30 protein-coding genes and 1 pseudogene are annotated in these 23316 nt (G+C 39.8%); 12 read left to right on the top strand and 19 right to left on the bottom strand.

Features of this window, described 5'->3' with window-relative positions:
- Positions 1-637: 637 nt before the first annotated feature.
- Entirely contained in the window at positions 638-892 is a 255-nt protein-coding gene (locus AACL30_RS11735; RefSeq protein ID WP_339056773.1) for a type II toxin-antitoxin system Phd/YefM family antitoxin, read from the top strand.
- Entirely contained in the window at positions 892-1332 is a 441-nt protein-coding gene (locus AACL30_RS11730; protein ID WP_339058467.1) for a type II toxin-antitoxin system VapC family toxin, read from the top strand. Before AACL30_RS11735 ends, AACL30_RS11730 begins: the two co-directional genes overlap by 1 nt.
- A gap of 38 nt (positions 1333-1370) precedes the next feature.
- Here AACL30_RS11730 and AACL30_RS11725 read toward each other — a convergent pair whose 3' ends face one another.
- The 5 genes from AACL30_RS11725 to AACL30_RS11700 form a co-directional block, all read right to left on the bottom strand.
- Positions 1371-1712 carry a helix-turn-helix transcriptional regulator gene (locus AACL30_RS11725; RefSeq protein ID WP_339056772.1) on the bottom strand — a complete coding sequence of 114 codons (342 nt, stop codon included), beginning with the start codon at positions 1710-1712 and terminating at the stop codon, positions 1371-1373.
- Entirely contained in the window at positions 1709-2026 is a 318-nt protein-coding gene (locus AACL30_RS11720; protein WP_339056771.1) for a type II toxin-antitoxin system RelE/ParE family toxin, read from the bottom strand. The genes AACL30_RS11725 and AACL30_RS11720 overlap by 4 nt, the downstream gene beginning before the upstream one ends.
- Positions 2027-2308: 282 nt before the next feature.
- Positions 2309-3358: a hypothetical protein gene (locus AACL30_RS11715; protein ID WP_339056770.1), complete on the bottom strand. Its 1050-nt coding sequence runs from the start codon at positions 3356-3358 to the stop codon at positions 2309-2311.
- 972 nt (positions 3359-4330) lie between these two features.
- A complete protein-coding gene (locus AACL30_RS11705) occupies positions 4331-4591 on the bottom strand; it encodes a hypothetical protein (protein ID WP_339056769.1) in 261 nt (86 codons plus the stop codon).
- Positions 4592-4793: 202 nt separating this feature from the next.
- Positions 4794-5339 (bottom strand): plasmid replication initiator-like protein, encoded by a 546-nt coding sequence (locus AACL30_RS11700; RefSeq protein WP_339056768.1) that lies wholly within the window; start codon positions 5337-5339, stop codon positions 4794-4796.
- A gap of 949 nt (positions 5340-6288) precedes the next feature.
- Here AACL30_RS11700 and AACL30_RS11695 point away from each other — a divergent pair.
- Together AACL30_RS11695 and AACL30_RS11690 are read left to right on the top strand one after the other, a co-directional pair.
- On the top strand, positions 6289-6612 hold the full coding sequence (locus AACL30_RS11695) for a hypothetical protein (RefSeq protein WP_339056767.1): 324 nt from the start codon (positions 6289-6291) through the stop codon (positions 6610-6612).
- A 362-nt stretch (positions 6613-6974) separates the two neighbouring features.
- A protein-coding gene (locus tag AACL30_RS11690) for an IS5 family transposase (protein ID WP_422389587.1) occupies positions 6975-7738 on the top strand; the annotation gives its coding sequence in 2 pieces (ribosomal slippage) (positions 6975-7335 and positions 7335-7738; 765 coding nt in all).
- Positions 7739-7840: 102 nt separating this feature from the next.
- On the opposite strand, the gene AACL30_RS11685 is transcribed toward AACL30_RS11690, so the two are convergent.
- Entirely contained in the window at positions 7841-8533 is a 693-nt protein-coding gene (locus AACL30_RS11685) for a helix-turn-helix transcriptional regulator (RefSeq protein ID WP_339056766.1), read from the bottom strand.
- 1112 nt (positions 8534-9645) lie between these two features.
- On the opposite strand from AACL30_RS11685, the gene AACL30_RS11680 reads away from it, so the two are divergent.
- Positions 9646-10374 (top strand): PAS domain-containing protein, encoded by a 729-nt coding sequence (locus AACL30_RS11680; RefSeq protein ID WP_119797950.1) that lies wholly within the window; start codon positions 9646-9648, stop codon positions 10372-10374.
- 7 nt (positions 10375-10381) lie between these two features.
- Here AACL30_RS11680 and AACL30_RS11675 read toward each other — a convergent pair whose 3' ends face one another.
- Both AACL30_RS11675 and AACL30_RS11670 read right to left on the bottom strand, forming a co-directional pair.
- A complete protein-coding gene (locus tag AACL30_RS11675) occupies positions 10382-10861 on the bottom strand; it encodes a transposase (protein ID WP_240313954.1) in 480 nt (159 codons plus the stop codon).
- Positions 10839-11141 carry a transposase gene (locus AACL30_RS11670; RefSeq protein ID WP_240313955.1) on the bottom strand — a complete coding sequence of 101 codons (303 nt, stop codon included), beginning with the start codon at positions 11139-11141 and terminating at the stop codon, positions 10839-10841. Before AACL30_RS11670 ends, AACL30_RS11675 begins: the two co-directional genes overlap by 23 nt.
- Positions 11142-11528: 387 nt before the next feature.
- Here AACL30_RS11670 and AACL30_RS11665 point away from each other — a divergent pair, with 387 nt between their 5' ends.
- From AACL30_RS11665 to AACL30_RS11655, 3 genes are read left to right on the top strand one after another with little or no spacing between them, the layout of a single operon-like run.
- Entirely contained in the window at positions 11529-11807 is a 279-nt protein-coding gene (locus tag AACL30_RS11665) for a DUF1778 domain-containing protein (RefSeq protein WP_119797951.1), read from the top strand.
- Positions 11804-12328: a GNAT family N-acetyltransferase gene (locus AACL30_RS11660; protein WP_339056765.1), complete on the top strand. Its 525-nt coding sequence runs from the start codon at positions 11804-11806 to the stop codon at positions 12326-12328. The genes AACL30_RS11665 and AACL30_RS11660 overlap by 4 nt, the downstream gene beginning before the upstream one ends.
- A complete protein-coding gene (locus AACL30_RS11655; RefSeq protein ID WP_119797953.1) occupies positions 12329-12940 on the top strand; it encodes a hypothetical protein in 612 nt (203 codons plus the stop codon). It abuts the gene before it with no gap.
- Between the two features lie 12 nt (positions 12941-12952).
- Here AACL30_RS11655 and AACL30_RS11650 read toward each other — a convergent pair.
- From AACL30_RS11650 to AACL30_RS11640, 3 genes and pseudogenes are all read right to left on the bottom strand, one after another.
- Positions 12953-13103, bottom strand: a pseudogene (locus AACL30_RS11650) (recombinase family protein); the annotation flags it as partial.
- Positions 13104-13146: 43 nt separating this feature from the next.
- Positions 13147-13548, bottom strand: a complete 402-nt coding sequence (locus tag AACL30_RS11645) for a type II toxin-antitoxin system VapC family toxin (protein ID WP_119797954.1) — start codon at positions 13546-13548, stop codon at positions 13147-13149.
- Positions 13545-13802 carry an AbrB/MazE/SpoVT family DNA-binding domain-containing protein gene (locus tag AACL30_RS11640; RefSeq protein ID WP_119797955.1) on the bottom strand — a complete coding sequence of 86 codons (258 nt, stop codon included), beginning with the start codon at positions 13800-13802 and terminating at the stop codon, positions 13545-13547. The genes AACL30_RS11645 and AACL30_RS11640 overlap by 4 nt, the downstream gene beginning before the upstream one ends.
- A gap of 264 nt (positions 13803-14066) precedes the next feature.
- On the opposite strand from AACL30_RS11640, the gene AACL30_RS16520 reads away from it, so the two are divergent.
- Positions 14067-14480: a hypothetical protein gene (locus AACL30_RS16520; RefSeq protein ID WP_422389547.1), complete on the top strand. Its 414-nt coding sequence runs from the start codon at positions 14067-14069 to the stop codon at positions 14478-14480.
- A gap of 163 nt (positions 14481-14643) precedes the next feature.
- On the opposite strand, the gene traM is transcribed toward AACL30_RS16520, so the two are convergent.
- From traM to AACL30_RS11625, 3 genes are all read right to left on the bottom strand, one after another.
- Positions 14644-15030 carry a conjugal transfer relaxosome DNA-binding protein TraM gene (traM, locus tag AACL30_RS11635; protein WP_339056764.1) on the bottom strand — a complete coding sequence of 129 codons (387 nt, stop codon included), beginning with the start codon at positions 15028-15030 and terminating at the stop codon, positions 14644-14646.
- Between the two features lie 578 nt (positions 15031-15608).
- On the bottom strand, positions 15609-15797 hold the full coding sequence (locus AACL30_RS11630; protein WP_339056763.1) for a hypothetical protein: 189 nt from the start codon (positions 15795-15797) through the stop codon (positions 15609-15611).
- 946 nt (positions 15798-16743) lie between these two features.
- Entirely contained in the window at positions 16744-17430 is a 687-nt protein-coding gene (locus AACL30_RS11625; protein ID WP_339056762.1) for a helix-turn-helix transcriptional regulator, read from the bottom strand.
- Positions 17431-17741: 311 nt separating this feature from the next.
- On the opposite strand from AACL30_RS11625, the gene AACL30_RS11620 reads away from it, so the two are divergent.
- The 3 genes from AACL30_RS11620 to AACL30_RS11610 all read left to right on the top strand — a co-directional run bounded on the left by AACL30_RS11620 (position 17742) and on the right by AACL30_RS11610 (position 19788).
- On the top strand, positions 17742-19046 hold the full coding sequence (locus AACL30_RS11620) for a cytosine permease (RefSeq protein WP_339056761.1): 1305 nt from the start codon (positions 17742-17744) through the stop codon (positions 19044-19046).
- A 122-nt stretch (positions 19047-19168) separates the two neighbouring features.
- Positions 19169-19447 (top strand): toxin-antitoxin system TumE family protein, encoded by a 279-nt coding sequence (locus tag AACL30_RS11615; RefSeq protein ID WP_339058466.1) that lies wholly within the window; start codon positions 19169-19171, stop codon positions 19445-19447.
- Positions 19444-19788, top strand: a complete 345-nt coding sequence (locus AACL30_RS11610; RefSeq protein WP_006705577.1) for a transcriptional regulator — start codon at positions 19444-19446, stop codon at positions 19786-19788. Before AACL30_RS11615 ends, AACL30_RS11610 begins: the two co-directional genes overlap by 4 nt.
- A 484-nt stretch (positions 19789-20272) precedes the next feature.
- Here the strand turns inward: AACL30_RS11610 and AACL30_RS11605 are convergent, their stop codons facing one another.
- From AACL30_RS11605 to AACL30_RS11585, 5 genes are all read right to left on the bottom strand, one after another.
- Positions 20273-20497 (bottom strand): helix-turn-helix domain-containing protein, encoded by a 225-nt coding sequence (locus AACL30_RS11605; protein WP_176487201.1) that lies wholly within the window; start codon positions 20495-20497, stop codon positions 20273-20275.
- Positions 20487-20798, bottom strand: a complete 312-nt coding sequence (locus AACL30_RS11600) for a hypothetical protein (RefSeq protein WP_339056760.1) — start codon at positions 20796-20798, stop codon at positions 20487-20489. Before AACL30_RS11600 ends, AACL30_RS11605 begins: the two co-directional genes overlap by 11 nt.
- A gap of 225 nt (positions 20799-21023) precedes the next feature.
- Positions 21024-21821 carry an IS21-like element helper ATPase IstB gene (gene istB / locus AACL30_RS11595; protein ID WP_339058365.1) on the bottom strand — a complete coding sequence of 266 codons (798 nt, stop codon included), beginning with the start codon at positions 21819-21821 and terminating at the stop codon, positions 21024-21026.
- Entirely contained in the window at positions 21818-22996 is a 1179-nt protein-coding gene (gene istA / locus AACL30_RS11590; RefSeq protein ID WP_339056344.1) for an IS21 family transposase, read from the bottom strand. Before istA ends, istB begins: the two co-directional genes overlap by 4 nt.
- Before the next feature lie 91 nt (positions 22997-23087).
- On the bottom strand, positions 23088-23312 hold the full coding sequence (locus AACL30_RS11585; protein WP_339056759.1) for a hypothetical protein: 225 nt from the start codon (positions 23310-23312) through the stop codon (positions 23088-23090).
- Between the last annotated feature and the right edge of the window lie 4 nt (positions 23313-23316).

Genomic DNA, 23316 nt, shown 5'->3' with positions numbered 1-23316 from the left:
AAATAATTAATCCCTGGTGAAAACGAAAATTTATTCAGAACAAAAAAGAAGGGTTAGTAAGATAATTATTACTGCAAATTAATCGGCTAATGCGAGAACGAATAAAATAGCGGTAATTATTTGATAGCAGCTAATAAGATTTAGTTTTTGAAAATAGAAACACTAAAAATCCTCAACGAAGCTTCAGTTGATTTTAGTTTTTATTAAATTAAGAGGTAACTACAAAAAATAAGAACTTTGGCAGTGGTAATACGGGGTGTATGTTTATTAATAATTTTTTATTTCAGCATTGAAACTGCTTAGGGATGCTAATAATTACTTAGTGAACTCAGTCATTATTATAAAACAAGATAGAGAGATGCTAGGTTAAAAAACCGACTATGGTTCAGCCTACGCCAACTATATGCAAAATACAAGCGATTAATTATACTAGTGTTCTTATGCTTGCAATGGCCTTTGATTCTCAGTGGTACGGAAAACTAGCGCTACTCGACGAAAACCCTAAATGATGCGACGGTCATGTGTTTAATGTTAGAGATACCCAACCAGTATTGTCAGATCAATTCAGTTTTTAAGCGTTTTTTGGCTCAAATTGTAGTAATGTAACTATATATAATAAGTTAAATAGGAGGCTTCCATGACTATTACAACGTTATCTAGTCGAGAACTCAATCAGGACATTGGTCGTGCGAAGAAGGCAGCCAGACAAGGCCCGGTGTTCATTACTGATCGCGGAAAGACCGCCCATGTGTTATTAAGCATTGAAGAATATCAACGGATTACTGGAAATCGCAGGAATATCGTTAAGGCACTGGCTATGTCTGGGCTGGCGGATATCGATTTTGAACCTCAAGGGATTACCATCCAAAGTCGCACGGTGGAATTCCTATGATGTTTTTGCTTGATACCAACATCATTTCCGAATTGCGCAAAGTCGGGGATAGAAAAGCAGATACCAACGTCTGCAGGTGGTTATCCCATACAGACGCCGCGGGCTTCTACGTTTCAGCAGTGACTATTATGGAGTTGGAAATCGGCGTCTTACGGGTTGAGCGTCGTGATCCCTTACAAGGTAAAATGCTTCGCACATGGTTTGATACTCATGTTCTGCCTGAATTTTCTGAACGAACTCTGTCGATAGATGCCACGGTCGCACTGTGTTGTGCCCGATTGCATGTACCTAACCCTTGTGCTGAGCGGGACGCCCTCATTGCCTCCACCGCCATTGTTCACGGGATGACTGTTGTTACGCGGAATATAGTTGATTTCGAGACGACGGGCGTTCCTCTCCTAAATCCTTGGGTTAAACATACAGGTCGACCAGAGCGATAGCCAGATGGTCACAGACGAAAACCCAAATTTTATAATTTTTATGGATTTATTGAAGGAAAAACCGCAGTTTCTTTTTCTTCTGGTGGTTTGTTCGATTTTGGTTTGAACATCAGAGAAAGGGAGTATCCGCAGGCGTCTGCGTAGTAGCGTAAGTTTTTGATAGATGGATTATAGCGGTTGTTTTCTAGCTTAGAGATATTTCCTTTATCCGTTCCCATTCGTGTTGCAACCTCTTCCTGAGATAAGCCAGCCATACGACGAATATTGATTAGCTGATTAATTTCCTGAATTTCTGTAGCCCTTCTTTCTACATCTCGAATAAAGCCCGGGGAGATTTCCTCTATCTCTTTCATTACATTATCGAAGGATTGTGTATTCATTCTTCAACCTCTTTTTTACGTTTTCTCGCCAATGCTAAATTTTGCTCAGGGGTCTGTTGCGTTTTTTTCTGAAAAACATGGAGAACATAAATTTTTTTACCCTTCTGAAAAAAATACAGACTCCTGGCTATCCCATCCTTTGCTGATGCTCTGAGTTCAAACAGTCCGTCTTTCATTGCTCTTGAATGAGGGAGCCCTAACTGATGACCCTCTGTTCGTAGCAGGCTGATAAGTGACATAGTTTCAACTTGAAGGCTATACGGTAGTTTTTTTATTTCTTTAACCGCATTTTTATGAAAATCAATGGTAAACATTATTCTCCCTACGTTAATGTTGTACTATAGGATAACTTTTGAACGGATGCAAGGAAGCTGGCGTAAAGGGCAGGACAATAGTTTGTTTTAAGTATGCTTTTAACGAACCGGTGATATGTGGTACTGTTTAGATAACATCAATAACTTAAACCAGACTGGTTCAGCTAAATGATCCTAACAGTACCAAAGTATTTTGTTCGTGCTTGTCTTCGTGCTTCGACCAGTAAACAAAGCCCCCGCTCTTAGGTCTGTACCTTTAGGGATAAGACACCTGACGACCATTTAGGCATTTTTTCTAGGGATTGGGCTTACCGCCCTCCCCCTGCTAACGTTTGTCGCTTCGTTCACACTCGGCGTAGTATCCGATATCTGTGTATCCTCTGCTATAACATTAACTGCTGTGTCTGTTACCTGTACAGTGCCAAAAACTCGCGCATTACCGCGCACTGTCGTATTACCCATTACTCGAGCATTACCGTATATTTTAGCATTCTCATATATATCTATTCGATCATATCCTCGCGACTTTGTGCGACCTACACACGCGCTACCGTACACTCGTGCATTACCGTATATATTTGCATCGTATATTCGCGCATTACCATACACTTTTGCATGACCTTTTAGACTCCCATCCAGATAAGCGTCACCATACAGTTGTGCGTCGTCATGAATGCTCCCATCGTTTATCGCCTTGCCGTACGCTTGTGAATTGCCATCCATTAATCCGTGTACTCGAGCACTGCCGTAGACTCTTGCATTACCCCATATATGTGGCCCTATTAAATTGGGAGTGCTATAGTCCCCTGGATGCTTGTTGTAGATTTGTGCATTGTTGTAGACTTTCGCATTGCCGTTTACCCTTACATTGGTAAAAATAGTTGCACAATCAAATACTTGTGCCTTATCGTAGATCTGCGCGTAGCCATGCACATTGGACGAACCATAGATCTGTGCTTCACCGTAGACGCACACGCCATCACTCACCCATGCTTGATCATATATTTGTGCCTGGCCGTACACCTGTACATTTCCAAATACGAGTGCTCGGTCATATATTTGTGCTTGACCGTAGACTCTTACAGCACTTCCATTAACTGCGATTCCGACTCTGGCTCCGATATGGGCATCGTCAAACACGCGAGCATCACCATAAACCCGTGAATCATAGCCAACCCACGAGAGACCTGTTTGCGAGAGATTAGCCACTTTTTCAATCAATCCCCCCTCTGATCCTGGATACTGATTGCCGAAATACTTCAATGCTCTAATTCTGTAAAACGTCACACCATCAATTTCTCGTGGTTCAATTAACTCATACTTATCACTCATATTCTCTCCTTAAATATAAAAAAGCGCGATTAACGCGCGGTGATTGGCTCGATATTTCCATATCGGGCATAAAATGATTGGCCGGTTCCTGATAAGCGCACTTATCCAGCATCAACAGTCAGATTTATCAATTTAAATAATTAGTCCCTGATGAAAATGAAAATTTATTCAGAACAAAAAAGGTGAGTAAGACAACTATTACTGCGAATTAATCAGCGAGTGTGAGAACGAATAAAATAGCGGTCATGATTTGATAATCGCGAATAAGCTTTATTTTTTGAATACTAAAAATCTTCAACGAGGCTTCAATTTATTTTAGTTTTAATTTATTAGAGGTAACTAAAAAACAAACACGTTGGGTGCATTATTTTATGAAATAATATTTTTAATAATTTTTCATTTCAGCATTATTTATGGTGTAAAAAAATTGCTTAGGGAGGCTAATAATTATTTAGTGAACTCAGTGAGTATTATAAAACAAGACAGGTATATGCCAGGTTGCAATAACCCAACTATGGTGCAGCCTACGCCAACTATATGCAAAATACAAGCGATTAATTACACTTGTGTTTTATGACTGGACAACGTATTTATAATAACCTGAAAACTTGGAAAGTTTTGATCAAAATTCCCAGTAACTATACGGAAGAACGTTTTCATCGAGTCGTGGTTGAGTAGACTCAAAATAGGTTAATGATTTTATCGTCAATGGAAATGATTTGGATGATTGCCCAGATTTTTTTATGCTCTCCTCTTAAGGCCAGATTATTGAATGCTATCGCCAAAGAGGTCACGGCCTAATTTCATTAGTAGTGATAGGTTGAACAGCAAGACGCAAGCCCATAACACGTAAAATCGCGTTTAAGCTTCTGATTTCTGGATTACCCCTCGCAGATAAAGTGCTTTCGTACCTATGATGTAATTCGTACATATATTTCGTACGGAAACATTATCATGTCACGGGTTTTTTGCTTACTGCCCAGGGCGTTCATATAAACGTATTATCTGTTCAAGTCCATAAGGCAGGATATTGAGCACGGATAAGAGGGACTGCTGGGTGCGGGTCTGTTTCTCTTGCGCTTGAAAGACAGTCATCGCGTGAGACGGAACTGTGCTATCAGTCTTGCCCAGCAGCTCACACAGCGGTGGATTGGCATAAATCGTGGATGCGGCATCAGTGAGACCACAGGGATCAGTACTGTGCAGGCAGGTCAACATCAGGGATTTATTCATGCTGCACCTCCCAACTTCAGGAGATGTGTGCGTTGACGCAAGGTCAAGTTGTGCGAAATACGGGCAAACAACACCAGTATGATAGGTTGTGCTTCACATATGAGCACGCGGAAGGTAGACTTTTTCATAGTCCGACTCCTAGTTTAGTTAGGTTTTGGATTAGCTATTCGTAGGTGTTGGCTCACCTGCGAGTAGCGATTAATTAGTCATAACTAATTTCATTTTCACTATAAATTACTGGTACAGCTTTAAGTTTCTTAACTTCTTCCCATCCTTTTTCCTGTTCACATTCATGCGCGACGATAGTTGCCGAAAAAACAGCCTTTCTTTGAAAAGGACTTCCAGAAAAAGCAATTTTTTCGTTCACCACATAAGTATTAACATTTCCTGTTTTTATTATTTGTACATAGTTATGCTTGGCTAAATGAGATACTGCCCTTGTGATAGTTGCTCTAGACTTATCTATAATTTTGCATAAGGCTCTATTGGATATAGTTACTGCATTTGTTCCAATCTGCATATGTTCCCGAATTATACTAAATACTAGTGATGCTGCTGGGCTTTCTTGCTGTAAAGCTCTCAAGTTTTTTTCAGCCTCACGAGACATCATATAGTAACCACCTGGAACAAAATTCTTTGTCCTGCGCTGCTCAGCAATAACGTCATTCAACTTATCAGTCGTTAGATTAAGTAGATTTCTTGTTTTTGATAATTTTTTCCTTAGATCATCAACTGATTCTTTTTCCATGGTGCGCATCCCGTGAGCCTATAAGTGCTCATTTATGAGTTATGAGTGCTCTCATATGAGGCAATATAGCTAGAGTATTAATCAAAACCGAGGGTGAGTCAACATGCATCAAAAAAATTTAAGTAAACTCATTAGTGCTCATAGCTCATGAGCTGAAGAGGTGCACAACATGAGCATATCAACAATAAAAAATTATTTTAATATCAATTTATTAATTGATGATACCTTTCTATTTCTACACTAGCTTAACTGAGACGGTTATAAACATTAACTGAGCCAGTTATAATTTATAATCATCTCAGTTATAAAAAGTTTTATAAAAATGTTATTTTTCAATAAATTATATATATATTCTCATTCTATTATATTGTATACATACGCCGTATTTTTAAGGTATTAATTTTTTAATAAAAAATACTTAAAAATTTACCCCTGTGTTACATATCCTCATATTGGGGACTAATGTTCCTTAATAATATGAGGATAAATAATTATTATAATTAATTGAATTTAAATAAAAAAATACCACTACCTCCTTCTATTATATTCTTACGACTTCCGCCAGCCAAAAACACAACCCCAGTGCTTACTTTTTTATCAAAGAGTGACCGAGTTCCTTTTTGACACCAGATGATATTCCGCTTCCTCGAACGGCCTTCGCAAAGCGAAGGCCATTCTTGCGGCGAGCGTTGCGGATCTAAAAAATCCGTTTTAATTCAAATTTTTAAAAAATCGGTTTAATCATCCCGCTAAGGATTAGGGATTGGCTGTAGCGGTCTGAATTTACCTTTCGTCAAACGACCCCAAGCCCGCTTCAACCTGATCCAACAGCTCCAACAACCCGTCAAGCGCTTCCTCACAAAAAGCATGATCCCTGCCGGCCTCCTGATGCAACGGTAACGTATTCAAATAGCCTGCGAATTTGTCCCTTAAATCGCAAGGAGTTATAGTGCATAAGCCTCTTTTTTCCGGGGTCAAGGTCGTTTTCATGAGGGTTCCTCCCTTGTATCCAAACAAATTGATTGCCTGTTTTGCCAAGAAAACTCAGTCCTGCGCCCACTTGCGTGGACGCAGAGTGAATTCACTTTTGTTACTTGGATTGCTGATCCCTGAATTCGAACCAGTCGCCCTGTTCGTCGAAAAACATCCTGTTCTCGCCCCAAGCCCGGCTATCCAATCTGTGCTGACAGTTTCTGTCCGCTTTATCCCCTATTGGAAAAGGGGTTTTTCTCTAAATGCAGGCAATACAAAGCCCTGCGTTAAACACGAATAAATAATAAAAATGTCTTCATGTAATAAAACGGCAAGGATTTCCCGTGCAGCGCATGACTGCTTCACGTTAACTCTTATTATTAAAATAAATCCTTCATCCCTTTTATAATCTGCGAAGCGCATCGCAAATTTTCAGCACTTATTCTTTTTTTCTCTTTTCTATATTCATCACGAACAGTGAATAATTTATTATACCTCTAGGAAAGGCGTTTTATTTTATATTTGGTAAATAGCGATTTTCTGGCTTTCTTTTTTTCTTTAGCCAATTTATTAAGTAGTGTCGTCACGTAATAAAAAATATATTATCATGTAACAAATAACGACAACTGTTGAGATGATTCAATAATGAAAGATGATTCGGGAATGAATTTAGCCCATCGCCGCCACGATATATCCGATCATGTTTGGAGCCTATTGGAAGCTCATCTCCCGGGGAGAAAAGGCACTTGGGGTGGCATAGCCAGAGATAACAGGCAGTTTATTAATGCTGTTTTCTGGATATTGAGAACCGGCGCTCCCTGGCGTGATTTACCGCCTGATTATGGCGGTTGGAAAAATACTCATCGCCGGTTTTGCCGCTGGCGTGACAAGGGGCTATGGGAGTCTCTGCTCGAAGCGCTGATTGTGGAGCCAGATTTTGAATGGCTGATGATTGATGCCACTCATAGCAAAGTTCACCCTCATGCAGCAGGCGCAAAAGGCGGTAATCAGGATATGGAGCGCACAAAAGGGGGCTCAACAGTAAGATACATCTGGCCGTGGATGCGCATGGTATGCCGGTCAGAATTTTTATTACATCAGGTACCACAGCAGATTGTCAGCAAGCAACGAATTTAACCAAAGGTATTGCAGCAGAATATCTGTTGGCTGACAAGGGCTATGACAGTGATAACATCATTAAAAAAGCAGAAGAAGCCGGCATGCAAATCGTAATACCACCTAAAAAGAATCGTAAAATTCAACGTGAGTACGATAAAGCGCTCTACAAGCATCGACATCTCGTGGAAAATGCTTTTCTGCACCTAAAGCGCTGGCGAGGTATTGCTACTCGTTATGCAAAAAATACCTCCTCTTTTCTCGCTGCTGTACAAATACGATGCCTTGCTCTATGGCTCAAGATCTCATGACGACACTATATAATTTATAAAATAATTTTTTATTTTCATTTCTCTTTTTATCTAATATCTTATATCTTAATTCTCGGTTTCTCGCTCTACTTTGTCGATTGCTCATAATGACGCCTCCCTATTTTCAATAAACTGGATACCAAGCGGGATAAATTCAGGTGGAATATAACGATCAAATCCGGTTTTCTGGCAAAATTTTCTAAATTCTTTCAAGGAACTGACTGCCGATTTTTGGTACATCCTGCATAAATTATTTTCTATCGTTCGATGAGAGCGAGAAAGTTTCCTCGCGATCTCCTTAGCACTCATCGACTGTAATATGAAAAATATGAACTTGTTAAATAATTTCATTGGAGGAGCCACCTTTAATCCTGATGGGGTGATCCTGCTCGCATATTGCTGTGGTGAAACAAAATCCATTTTTTTGCCATAAAACACCGTGCCTACGCACTCATTATTTTCATCATAGAGCGGAAATTTTTCATACAAATAAGGTTGCAACTTTTTCTCTCGACCAAAAAAATGGGTTTTAATGATAGTTACTCTTTGCCCACTGCTGATAGTTTCTTGATCCTGTTTTTTCAATTCTTCAGCAAATTCCGCGACCGGTGTGGGAAGTTGATCATCGCTTTTTCCTTCAATTTTAAATTTATCAGGGATATTTAAAAATTTACGAAAAGCACGATTGGTATAAATAAACCGTGATTCACAATCTTTTATTCCCCAAATATCTTCACTGTGTTCCATTATAGAAATAAGGGAAAATGATTTTAACGAAACCGCCATCTTTTTCATAAAAAATAAATCTCCCTCCAATTAATTTTTATTTGTAAGAAGACTAATAATTATTTTAATTTTTTGAAAAACTTGTATTACAAAAACAAAATTTAGCATCCATCATTAATATGATATATTATAACTAGTTATAATGTTTTCCCTGGTATCAGTCTTACAAAGAAAATAAATACATAATGTGATATAGAATATCAATCATATTATTATTACAGTATTTATCCTTAAAATTTTACATACATCCACTTTATAAATTTAATTATAATGGAACCCAAAACTAATTATGTCACATTCATCATTCATAATTTTCCACTATTTGCTTCACAAGCATTACCATGTTACATAACATATTCAACATCAGTACTTAATGCTCCATATGACTGAAAGTTTGTCGAATATAAAAATAAATATAAGCAAGTTGACTCTACTTCAGATTCTGGTTTAGTGCCCTCAATTAAGTGATCAGTTACCATAGCGGTTTTCTTAATTTATTCAGCATTAGCAATCTATTCTTCATTTCTTCGTGTTCATCAATAAACGTGTCACACACCTTACTTCACCTATGTTCCTCCATTTGAACAAGATACTATCTGGATGTTTTCCATATAGAGTACTTGATACCTTTTTTCTTCACTTTTTTAACAGAACATTAAACCGTACGTAGGAACTTTGTGCTTATTCTGCAACTATGGGTACCATAGGAGAGCATAAGGGTGAGATTCCCTTGGGCTACTCGACCACTTATGATGAAAATAAGCTTTATCACTCTCCGAAAACACATTTTCTCTAACACAGATAATTATTCCCTCGAAGAAAAACGTGGGATATATAACGACATCATAAGTCTCCTCGATTTACCTAAGAACATCAAAAGATCCGAGACTTTAATACTGCAACAAAGCCATCAAAACACACATAGGTCAAAATATTTAAAACCAAATGCATTATCTTTGAACGGTAGCTCAAACCTCACGACGGAAAAACCAAATAACAAAATATACACACACTCTTGAAACTCACTTTTTACAGGAGTAAATTGTACTTACTCTGACTTAGAGATTTGCTGAATTCTCTGTTGTCACTCAGGGTTTTGTTTTAGTCTTAGGAGATATATGATGGATAAAATTAAATCAGATAAAATACAAAACTCTCAAAATTTGGTTGTAGAATCTCTAAATTCATTACCACTCATTTCAATCACAGAACATAGCAATGAACCATGGGTTATAAGAGACTGCCAATCACGATATGTATATGTCAATCAAGCGGGGCTTGATTTCTTAGGCTTACCCGCTAATTTTAACATTGAAGGTAAATTGGACAACGAATGCCCGGCTGATTGGGCAGAATTCGCCGCAGAATACCAAGCAAACGACAGAAAAGCAGAAAAGACCGGAAAGCGTGTAGCTATTATCTCAACTAATTTTTATGGGCGAAAAAAAATACTGGAACCTTATTACCTTCCAAGATTTCCAATTTACAATAAATTGGGTGAATGTATAGGTACTTTAACAAATGCAAGCAAGTTAAATTTTATTTCTCTTTCTCAATATGTGAACCAGCGAACGCCTTCTGTTTTAACGCTTACTCCTCCCACGACCCTCTTTACCGAGAAAGAACTTAGAGTGATATTTTTTATATTACAGCCCATGACAGCTAAAATGGTGGGGGATAGACTTTGCCGTGCTAAAAAGACGATAGAAAATAACCTAAGGGTCATATATGATAAAGCAGGTGTCAGTTCTTTAAAAGATTTCAGAGAATGGTGTGGAACGATAGGTTTAGATCTATATATTCCCCCTGAATTTGTAAAACCCAGAGTACAGTCTCAGAGGCTGTCTTGAAATAATTTCATCGTAGTTTGGCAAGAGTAAGACGTACCATAGCAATTCTGAATATATTTTCAGCGGTGGCGGTAAGGATTTCAACCTCCTTTGCCAGGCGCCGAAACCCATTAAGCGAAGCAAAGGTACGTTCAACAATCCACCGTATAGGCAAGACCGCGAAGACATCTTTAATTTTTGTCGAGATGTTTAATTTCAGTTTTAATCGCTCTTCAACAAATTCTACTGCTGTGCCCCGATAGCCGGCATCCCCCGAAAACGCTTTGATTGATGGATATTTTTCAGCGGCTCGTTCGAATACAGCAACGCCCGCTTTCGTGTCGTTGATATTGGCTTTGTGTACCGACACATGCAGTAAATTCCCCAATGTATCAACGATAATATGCCGTTTTCTGCCTTTTATTTTCTTACCGCCATCGAATCCTCTTTCTTCGCTGGCATAGACCGTTTTAACGCTTTGGGAATCAATAATCGCATAACTGGGCACCCTTCTTTTTTTTTGAGTGGCGATATTGCTCGTTTAGCTTATCTAGGGCACATTCCCATACGCCTGCTTTATTCCAGCGGCTGAAATGGTCATAAACCGTCTTCCACGGGGGGAAATCTTTTGGCATCATCCGCCACTGGCAGCCGCTTTTCACGACATACAAAATCGCATCCACAATTGTTTTTTTATCATGTTTCGATTTGCGGCCTCGTTTATCACTAGGGTTGAAATAATTCTTTATTATCAACCATTCGGCGTCTTTTAAGTCACTTTGGTACACAAAATATTCCCAGAAAAATAAAAATAGGCAGGTTTACGAAAAAATTATTGTAAAACAGTATATTTACTCTTGCCAAGCAAGATTAAATTATTTCAAGACGGGTTCTCAATCTTTTTGAGTATTTGCGCTCATTCATACACATGAAAAACTAACTTTAGGCGTTTCGATGAATCTAGCTTTCTCAGCACGCTCTTAGCCATCGTTGTGTTCCTGTTGGTGAAGCTACTTCTTAGTTACTACGATCTTTTCAACTAAGATGAAGTGACGAAATTTCCGGCGTACAACCCCATGTTTGATACTTTTCATGTACGCATTCAATACATACATATTGTTGTTTACCCGACTTTATTGTACTATTTTAATACGTAAAAAAAGGAAAGATCTCCCATGCCTCAGCTCCTAGTAGAAACCAATGACCGTATGTCATTGCGTATTGCCTCGGAAGAAAAATCGTTGTTAATACGCGCAGCCGCTATACAGCATACTAACCTGACTGAATTTGTAATTCGTAATGTGGTGTCGGTAGCACGAAAAATTATCGACGATAACGAACGGCTGGAACTCACAGAGAGAGACAGTTTACATGTACTGGAGCTTTTGGATAATCCGCCGACACCCAACGATAAGTTGATGACGGCTGCATTTTCTTTGCCGATGCTGTCATGACGTTACCAGGTTGGCACGAAGCTCCCATAGGTAAACATCATGATCGCGCAGCCTTCGATTGTGGTGATGATACGTTGAATCAATTTTTACATCGTCATGCGCGGCAGAGCCATGAGAAAGGTGGGGCAAAAACCTACCTTGCTGTTAGTGACAGCAATCAAAAGGTTTTGGGTTACTACAGCCTTAGCCCCGCCTCCATTGCTTACGAACGCGCCCCGGAGGTGATAAAACGTGGTTTGGCTCGGCATGAAGTGCCCGTATTTCGGCTTGGCCGTCTGGCTGTAGATATTTCAGTACAGGGGAAAGGGCTTGGTGGGCAGTTATTACTTGCAGCAGGGCGACGCTGCCTTTTGGTTGCCACACAGGCAGGCGGTGTCGCGCTTATGATTGATGCTAAGAGTGAGCAAGTAGCTCATTGGTATGCGAGTTATGGTGCTGTTCCACTGTTAGATGCGCCTTTGTCTCTGTTGTTGCCGTTAAAAACGATTCATGCTGCACTTACTACAGCAGGGAAACTCTAAATGAATGATGAAAATTCAAAATATGAAGCGACAAACCTCAGCAAACTCCCGGCCAGTATCTCCGTTAAAAAGCGCGGAAACACCTATGTCATTTTTAGAAACGGCCATGAAGAAATAGGCGGCATCGTTGTTTGTGGTACTCCGTTAGGTGATACTCAGCTTCAGCCCTATGTTGAGGAGCCACAAGATAGGAACAAAACAATTGTCGCTTTGGTAGCACAGCAAATGTCAGATGCGCTACTGGTGCATATAGCTAAAAAGCCTGAGTATTTAAGACGTGACGCCTTCCCGCCAAACTTTGTTCCCGCAGGGACAGAGGTTCTTGAAAACAAGGTGTTTCCTTGCTCAAAATGCAATCAGATCGTTGCCAGACTGGTATTTTCCTGGAACACTGCGTCAACAGAAGAAATGGAAATGGTAGGTAAAAAGTTCGAGCTGGAAGCCTCCGTTTCTGATTATCCGGTATGGGTGCTTGGCGCCCCTGATTGCGATGATAACGATATTGCAAAGTACCTAACCTTTCAAATTGCGCCTACAAAAGGCGCCGTTTATTGGGAACATCCGGACGACATGAACAAGCGGTTGATCGCGCTGGATGTTAACCATTGCTGAGTGGTCTACGAATCACACACTAGCCGTTTGTTTCCCAATAGCTCTATACACAGTTGGACGTGATACTGAAAACACTTCAGCACGAGTACTCCCCCGTTCCGTGCATGTGACGTGGCTCTTTCTGTTGTTTATCAGAGAGTTTTGGTTGTTTACCCCACACTTTTTTATGCTCTCCTAAGTCGGTTCGCTGTTCCACTACTCCCCAATCAGGAGAGCAGCTGAGTTCTGATAGATCCGAGCTTTTTAAGTATTGCTACAGCCTTTTTATCAAAAGTAGCGAAAATCTCGCCGCCGAGGGCAAAACCTTCATAGGCTATGACGCCATCGGCAAAGTCGCCACCAGAACGAAGCATTGCAATACCGGCATCTACTGCACCCTGGTTAACTTTGACGTTATCAGCTTCTATGAGAATCCCTATAGCGTCGGCTATATCCTCGTTTGCCAGTTTATAGCCTCGTGACAGGTTCCATACGACTTCACAAAGTACCGGCAAAGGAATAGTTACCAATATTGCTTCTTTCATTACTTTACGCGCTATAGTGGCCTGTTTTATATCATCGGCCAGCAGGTAGCGGAGTACAACATTGGTATCGATGGCAAGTTTCATTTTTCACTCGCCCAACCCTTGCGAGCTATCTCGTTCATGTCGTCGATAGACAAAACAACATTGCCCTTATTTTTTGCCCGGAGGATCCCAAATGCATCTTCAATGTTTCGCCCTTCCCGCACTGCTTGAATTACTGCCCGACCACCTGGAAGCGTATTGACGTTTATTTTCTGGCCGGGTTTAATGCCAAGGTGTCTCAGAAGTGTTTGCTTAAACGTCACCTGGCCTTTCGCCGTGACTGTAAGGGTAGTCATGCTGCTAACCTCATTTATTGAACATGACCATATAGTAAGGCAACATCACCTTACTAGCAAGCAATTATCATGGTTTTGGGTTTTCGTCGAGGTAAATACAATGATGTTATTGGAGATTTTCCAATTTGATATTTTTGCGTCAGGGCGCGAGTTCCGGAGCATCAGGCCAATAAGGATCCAAGGGACTATAGCAATCCCAATTTAGCGGGGCCATATATACGTGACAATGCGACAGTCTACGGCAATGCTCGAATATGCGGATCAATGGACGGCAATTCACAAGCGTACGGCAATACGATACTAGACAGTGGAAGCATTAGTGACGATGCGAAACTGTATGGTGACGCTTATCTGATATATTCGACTCTAAAAGGCAATGCGAAACTGTATGGTAATGCTCGAATAAGATATGCACGTGTATACGGTAATGCACGCGTGTACGGTAACACGTGTGTGGGAGGCACTCCTTCTGGGTATGGATATGATGAAATAGAGATATATGAGAATGCTGAGGTATATGGCAATGCCCGACTAATGGGTAGTACGAAAGTACGCGGCAATGCGCGAGTTTTCGGCACTGTACAGGTAATAGACGCCACAGCTAAAGTTATAGAAGGGGATACACAGATATCGGATAATCCGCCGAGTGTGAGCGAAGCGACAACAAGCACTACATAAAAAGCCACAAAGGGGAAGGGCGGTAAGCCCAATCCCCAGAAAAAACATCGAAATGATCGTCAGGTGGCTTATTTGATCAAAATAACAATCCAATGAGCCACTTGCCTCAATTGCTTACTTAATGGGATTGGGTTGACGCCTAATAACCCCAACAAGACTAATATTAAGTGTTTTCTTCATTTTTTGGGAAGAATTCATTTATCACTTCTGCTGTATCATTACGGACGGCACGAGCCATCAATTTGTAATCTAATTTTTCATTATCTTGTATTTCAGACATAAATGAATTAATGCCTAATAATTTCTGACAAATAAAACTGGTTTTTACCACATTCTCCAATATGACCTTGTTAAATTCTGTTTGATTAAAATTACTGTCTGTTTTTTTCTGCTGCAATTCATAGACCTTTAAACCCAACTCAATTAGCATGGATGCTGTATTAGATGTATTAGCTTCATGTTCTTTTGCTCCATCGTTACGTTTATCAATAACAATAGTGTTTATGTTTTCTAAAATAGCCTTACTAACAAAAACCTGAACTTTTGGCATGGTTAATCTCTGTTAAAAGCTAAAAAAATAGAGTCTATTATAGAGTCTTTCTAGCTAACATGCCAGAAAAAACAGAATCTGTTGTAGAATCCATCATGGCTAGCAACCTATATAACTCATTGTTATAAAATAAAAAATATAAATAGACTCTATTTAGAGTCTATTTTAAAGTTAAAAACAAAAATGCATAAACATTTTAAAGTTAACATGTTGAAAATAAAACATAATCATGCAAGATAGAATCTTGCGAAGTGTGTGGATATCTTATGGCTAAAAAAGAAGTGCTTATAATACCATTTAAGACTGAATTTTATGTATAACACGGGTTGAAATTTTAAAGAAAAATAGAATTTCAGTGGAATTAAGTCTAGTGAATTTCGTGACTTTTCTTTTAATAGCTGTGGCACGGCATAGCGGATACCAAGGCGCGGAAAAATAACAATCAATTTAGCTTGTTTTTAATTTTAAATTATCAGGGGTCTATTGGCTTTCTATTTACCCATGACCCTTATCAAAGAAGAGAAAGGGGTTAGCAAAAAAGCTCTACGGAAACAGGCTATGTCATCATTATTTTGTGGCTAACTAAGTTGACAGCCTGTATTTTCAATCATGAGAGGCTCAGGCAAGGTTGCTTCAACCTGATCCAACAGATTCAATAGCACCTCAAGCGCTTCCTCACAAAAAGCATGATCAATACCGGCATACTGATGCAAAGGCAACGTATTAAAATAGCATACTAATTTGTGCTCTAAATCACGAAGACTCATGGCGCATAAGCCCCTTTTTTCCAGAGTCAAGGTCGTTTTCATGAGGATTTCTCCCTTGCATCCAAACAAATTGATTGCGCCTGCCTGCTTTGCTAAGAAAAATCAGTCCTACGCCCACGTGAGTGGATTCAGGGTGAACATCCTGTCCTCACCCCAAGCCCAGCTATCCAATCTGTGCCAACTTTTTTTCTCTATTGGAAGGGGCATTTTTTCTAAATACTGGCAATACAAAGCCCTGCGTTAAACGCTAATAAATAATACAAGTGTCTTCATTTAATAAAACTGAGTGCTTATTTATTTTTTTTCCCTTTTCTCTATTCATCGCGAACAATAAATAATTTATCCTACCTCTAGGAAAGGCATTTTATTTTATACTGAGAAAATAACAGTTTTCTGGCTTTCTTTTTTTCTTTAGCCAATTTGTTAATTTATAAAATAATTTTTTCTTTTCATTTTTCTTTTGATCTAATATTTTATATCTTAATTCTCGGTTTCTCGCTCTACTTTGTCGGTTACTCATAATGATGCTATCCTATTTTCAATAAACTATATTCCAAGCAGAATAAACTTTTGTGGAATATAGCGATAAAATCCGATTTTATGACAGGATTTTTTAAACTCCCGTAATGAATTAACCTCCGATTTTTCGTATATCACTTGCAAATAATTTTCTATCATTCTATAAAAATGATCTAATTTTTTTCGCTATCTATTTAGCGCTTAAAAAGCGTAATATATAAAAGACGATTTTAAGCTACAAAAGCTGTAAAAAATATTTTTCATTGCACAGTTGAAATCTTTCACAGAGATATAGTTTCGTTTTATTTTAAATATAATCACTATAATTAAATATACAACAAAATATTAATGTGGGATATTTATTAGATTGCAAGATATTTATTTTTTGATATTTATTAAAAAATATTTATTTAATGATTTTATTTTTCTAAAATTTACAACATACTCTATTTATAAATCTACGTGGAAGGTAACGATGATAATTTTTCTCTTCGCAAAAAGCTCTAAAATCATCAATGTGATTAACTCCCGCTTTGTTGTACATCCTTTGCAAGCTATTCTCTATCGTTCGGCAGGAAAGGTACATTATATTTCCTATAACTCTACTTTTTAGCCCTTGTAATCTGAAAAATATTATTTCGCATTCACGCTCTGAAAAAGTATCATCAGGCCGATTCAACAGCAATGAACCTGGCATCGACCCTCTTACATAGTCATTGAGAGTACAAATTTCGAGATTTCTATTATGACCAATAATACCAATACACTCCCCTTCGTTATTCAACAAAGGAACTTTCCTAACAATGAACGGATGATCAATCGCCTTAGGGTGAATTTCTAATGTAACCAAACTACATTTAGTATCAATAACCTGCTTATCCTGCTTCTGAAATTCTTCAGCCGCATTATCAAATTGCACTAATTTTGATTTAATCTCATGATCAAATTTACCTACAACATCAGAGACAGATTTCACGCCAAACAAAGCAATCAGCGCCGGATTAGCATAAACAATCCGAGATTCAAGATCTTTGATGCCGTACGGTTCTGGAAATTTATCTAACGCCACGGTTAACACGTTAGACACCCCGCCAGAAAAATCAGTAGTGACCATGATAGTTACCTCCGTTCATTAGACTTATATAAAGTATAGAATAACTCTACCTATATAAATTACCTCTTGTAGATATTTTATATAGGGTAATTTTTACTTAGCTTTACTAAAATTTAATTCTATTTTATCTCCGCTCTATTTTTAATTATTACAAAATATATTATTGCAATAACAACTAATATAGTATATTTATTGTTTTTTAATTAAAATTCACCGTATAAGTTTCAATAAAGCCATATTTGAATCTTTCGAAAAGAAAAATTATTATCATTGTCTTCCATGACAATGCCTGATTAGGAACACATTTAATTTTGCGGAAAAATAACATTATTAGCGATGATTATGCTGTAAGTCGTGTGCCGTTAAAAGCGCGTGCCAGTCTGCTTAGTACCACCCTAATACGAGTGGGAGCAATGACAGCTTTATCACAATTTCTAATCGGCGCTACGCTGGGTCATTCAATGACATTTGGTCAAGCAGTGCTGGCTACTTTTATTGGTAGTTTACTCCTCGAGTTTGTTAGCCTTGGACTGGGCATCGCTGGTGCCCGAGAGGGAATGTCAACAAGCTTATTGGCGCGTTGGTGTGGTTTTGGCCGTTTTGGATCTGTACTCATTGGAATGGTTATAGCGATTAGTTTCCTCGGTTGGTTTGGTGTGCAGAATTCGATTTCTGCCAAAGGATTGAATTATGCGTTTAATGATCAACTCGGCTTTACCTGGTCAGCGATCATTTCAGGTATCGCGCTGACTGTATTAGTTGCATTTGGATTTCGCGCTTTGAGTTGGACGGCAATAGTGTCAGTACCTGTTTTCTTTCTGGTAATAGGTTGGATTGCTACAAGCCTTCTCATGGGGCATAACATTACTGATTTGATTTCTATCGCTCCCTCTGGTACACCTTTTTCTCTCGGCACAGGTGTCATGGTTGTTGCTGGCGGTGCTATTTCTGGTGCACTTATCACACCGGATATCAGTCGCTATTGCAAAAACGGGCGACACGCATTCTGGATGATAACGCTTTCTATCATTGCTAGCGAATTCATTGTTAATACCATTGCCATATTAATTGCACACGCACTTGATACTTCTGATGTCGTTACCATTATGACGCAAAGTGCGGGATGGATTGGGCTACTTGCTGTCATTCTCGCTGTCGTTAAGGTTAATGATGTTAATTTATATTCATCGTCACTGGCTTTAGCCAACGCTATAGAGTGCGTAGCAGGAAAGAGATTAAATCACGTAGGATTAATTTTTGGATTAGGAATAGCAGGCACAATCCTCTCAATCGCAGGAATTTTAGATAACTTTCTCAATTTCCTTATTCTAATGGGGGTTGTTTTTCCTCCTGTTGCCGGTGTAATACTTGTTGATTATTATATTTTACGTACTAGTCGCAAGCTACTTGATACGACCCGCGATAAAGAAATTCTACCTACAAAGAAATTAACTCCATCAATAGGGTGGCCTGCAATTATTTCCTGGGTTGCGGGTAGCGTTGTCGGTTTGGTAATTGAGTGGGGCATACCATCGCTCAACGCCTTATTAGTTGCCAGTGTTATATACTGGACAATGTGTACCGTTCGCAAAGTACGTTCAACTAAGATGAGGTGACAAAATTTCCGGCGGTTCCGGCATACGTATGCCACGAATGGTTTCATGGTGAGCTAAAAGAGCGAATATTCGGACTGACGATAGGCATATCGGAGAAGGGACGGATGTAAGCACGGGATTAGCTGGATAGAATTACTTCACACTTTTATGAGCATAGTTTTATTGAAATGGTCGTCTGGCGGGTTGATCCACCTGTTAAAGCCAGTCAACATAGCTACAAATATCGCTTGGCATACATAGAAAAAGGCGTCTGTGTGCTCCGTTATGATAATGAAGCCGGCAAAGGAGACCACAAACACATCGGCAGTCAGGAGAGCCCCATCATTTTTAATGACGCGGCTCAGTTAGTCTCAGATTTCCGTGCCGAAGTAGAGAAGTACAGAAAAGGAGTAATATCATGAAAACATTAACCTTGAATGTTTTAACGTCCGATACTGTTGATGAACGTTTCATTTGCGCGATGAACGGTGATGAAATGGGAGAGTTCATCAGTTTTCCCTCCTTTGATTTGCTTTGGAAAATCATTAGCCCAAAACGCCTGGCTATATTACGAGCTATGGTCGGTGGCGGTGAAATGTCCATACGCAGCGCAGCGCGGCGAGTCGCTCGTGATATTAAAGCCGTACATGCTGATGTGCAGGCGTTGCTTGCGGCGGGTATCATTGAAAAAAACGGGGAGAAAATCTTATTTCCGTATGACCAAATACATGTGGATTTTGTCGTATCGAACATCGCGGCTTAATCGGCCTAGCGCTCCGGAACTCGCGCCCTGACGCAAAAATCTAAAAATCACTGATTTTTTCTACAAATTCCCTTTTCGTTTGGTATTTTTTTATTCGAACATCTTCTAGTTCCTACTTATAATTCGTGGTTGATATTACTATCCGATTTGAGTAGATTTCAACGACAACTTTAAGTGAATATGGCCTTTTTAGTTCCGACTCTGGCTATTCTAGGAACTGACTGACTGAATAAAATATGAAGCAATAAACTTTATAAAAACAAAGCTATTTTAAATTTTTGCGTCAGGGCGCGAGTTCCGGAGCGCTAGGCCTAATCAAAAAAATTAAGCCAATAAAGCCAGACGTAAGGATTCGGGCGTAAATATGTAATATCGGCTGTTTATCCTTTCCACTCCTGAATTTTCAAAACATTACAGCATAATTTACGGGTGCTGGATGGGGTCGTTGGTGAGTAGATTGACCCAGTATGATGACTCCTGGTTTTCAGTGTTTCACCAGCTTAAAATCAGGGTGTTCCCCGGCAAGTAAAAGTAATAATATGTACTCACTTTTTGAAACCTTTCTATTTTGCGCACTGTCCTTACTCAACTCTTTTTTCTGCCAATAGTTTAGTGAGATACCAAACAGGTCAGCAGTTTCTTTTTGTGTTAACCCTGCTTTAACACGCAAACGTTTAATTTCTTCTGGCGTTGATAACTCACTTTTCATTGCGGTAACCATCAAATGTCATTTCTTTAATGATATTAATGAATATATCTTTTTCTACAGGCGATAATGACGAAAAAATATCATCATGATTTATCGAACCAATCGATTGCGTTTTTATTATTTTATTAAAAACAACTTGCCTTGTGGTGGATTTCGATTTGTCTGCTATTTTTTTCTTTGACCGTATTTTTATTTTTTTCTCAAATGTTAATAAACATCCATCATCCATTTTTTGACAGGTTACGCAATATGTTCTGTTTCCGACACCTTTTCTAATATACATTTCATTTGATGAACTCATATTATTTTTGACATCCTCCCCGCCCTAAAGGCCGAGGTTTTACAGCATACCGGATAATAGTTTAAGGGGGCTTTTGCCCCCATTCTGGTTATGCTCTGGCTTCTACTTTCTTCCAGCCTTTCGCTTTGTGGCGTCCGTCCGTTCCATACATTTGCCGTATTTCTTCTAGTGTCAACGCTACTTTAGATTGACCACTTTTTGCTACTTTAAAATGTCCAGTTTTTGCTAATTTTCCTGTTGGGTTTCTATTCCAGGCGCCTGGATAATATCAGTCGTTTTTATAGGCAACATGCCTGCTTTGCGTTTATTTTTGAGTCGATAGCTTTCTCCTTTAATATTCAATGTGGTTGAATGATGTAAAAGCCTGTCTAAAATCGCAGTTGCTAAAATGTGATCACCGAATACGTCCCCCCAATCAGTAAAACTTTTATTTGATGTGAGAATGATGCTCGCCTTTTCATAACGACGGCTCAATAACCTGAAAAATAGGCTAGCTTCTTCGCGATTCATCGGTAAATACCCGATTTCATCCAGTATTAATACCCTGGCATAGCACAGTTGCTGAAGTTGGCGTTCCAGACGGTTTTCTTGCTTTGCCTTCATTAAGGTACAGCAGAGTCTATCCAGAGGCATAAACAATACCCGATGCCCAGCTGTAGCTGCCTTGACAGCCAGCGCTATCGCCAAATGCGTTTTCCCTACCCCAGGTGGGCCTAACAAAATGACGTTTTCATGATGTTCGACAAACCTCAGCCCCGCCAGCTCGCGGATAATTTTCCTGTCTATACTTGGTTGGAAAGTAAAGTCAAATTGCTCCAAGGTTTTTATCCACGGCAAACGTGCTTGTTTTAACCGCGATTCCAAGCCTTTTTGGTGACGCCCGTTCCATTCCTGGGCTAATGCCTGCTGGAGAAATTCACGGTAGTTCAGTGCTTTCTTGGTGGCTTCTTCACATAAACTCTCCAACGCATCGCCCAGGTAATCCATTTTTAACCGTATCAACAAGTTTTCCATTTCCATCAGAGTAGCTCCTCATACACACTGAGCGAACGAGACGCTACTCGATTGACCTGTTGCCAAAGGGCTTGATGATGTTCTGGCACCTTTTGCCAGCCCTGCGTTACCTCCTGCAAGAGATGCGTCGCGAGCAGTTGCTCATCGCCGTAAATACGTAGCGTATTATCTAAACCGATACGAATATTAACCGCACGACCACACCAGAATGAAGGCACGCTATAGCGATTACCTCTGACATCGATATAGCTGTCCCATGCCACTTGTCGTAGGTCGAAGTAGCTGGTATCGAAATCAGTCGCAGGGAGTGGCATCAAGGCTATTTTTTCCTCAGCAAAACGATTTTCCGGTGTCTGCTTGAATTGACGAAGATGACGCTGGTCTGCCACTTTCGCCAGCCACATCGCTAGCAGTTGATTAACATGAGCGAAACTCTCAAACTGACGGTAGCGAGTGAAAAAATTGTGTTTAACATAGCCCACCATCCGTTCGGTTTTGCCTTTCGTTTGCGGTCGATAAGGCTTACAGGCGCGAGGGCTAAACCCATAGTGATTAGCCAGTTGCAGGAAGCCCGCATTGAACTCGATGTGGCCATTTTGTCCATGTTTGATAACAGCGGCTTTTTGGTTATCTACCAAGACATTTTTTACGCTGCCACCGAAGTAATTGAAGCTGCGAACCAGCGATTCATACGTGTGCTCAGCATCTTGCTTAGGGGCAGCAAAGACATGAAAGCGACGCGAAAAACCGAGCGTATTAACGGCAAAATTAACCGTACAGGCAGAGCCTGCCACCTCAACGATGATTTCTCCCCAATCGTGTTGAAGTTGATAACCGGGGAGGGTTTCAAAGCGTACCGTGTTTTTCGAGGCCCTGAGCGGACGTTTGGGATGTATATAACGTCGGAGCATCGCACTCCCACCCCGGTAGCCTTTTTCACGGATTTCCTCAAAAATAACCGCCGCATTCCAAACCTGTTCACTCAACCTTGAATCGATGTAGTCTTTAAAGGGCTCGAGTTTAGCAACCTGTTTTTTACCGCGTTTTGCTGTTGGCGGCGCAGGATAGCTAATGTGCCGTCTCACCGTTTTTTCTGAACACCCTATCTGATGGGCAATATCAACAATAAATGCCCCCTGTTGATGGCGTTGTTTTATCATGTAGTGGTCCTCTCTTCTTAGCATGCTTATTTCCCTCATGGCTTTGTCACCACAAAGGAAACTGCATTCTGGCTTGAGTGGACAAATTAAATTAGCAATTTACGGTCTTTTATCATTAGCGCTGACATAGATCGAGTTGTGCCCGAATGTATTGTGGAGAAAGCTTGAGTTTTTTTAGAGCAACGTTGCAATATTCCTGAAGGATTTGGGTAGAAAGCACCCCACTTGCGTCTTCGTAAAGCTGTTTAAGCAGGGAAAGAGCAGCTTTCTGCTTCACGGGTATGTCGCTTGCCTCTGCGTAAACAAGGATATTGGTGTCGATAAAACTACGATTTGCCATGCGA

The organism is Candidatus Regiella endosymbiont of Tuberolachnus salignus (assembly GCF_964020115.1).
Classification (GTDB): Bacteria; Pseudomonadota; Gammaproteobacteria; order Enterobacterales; family Enterobacteriaceae; genus Regiella; species Regiella insecticola.
Note: the sequence above shows the minus strand (reverse complement) of the source record. Positions and strands in the feature narration are given on the sequence as shown.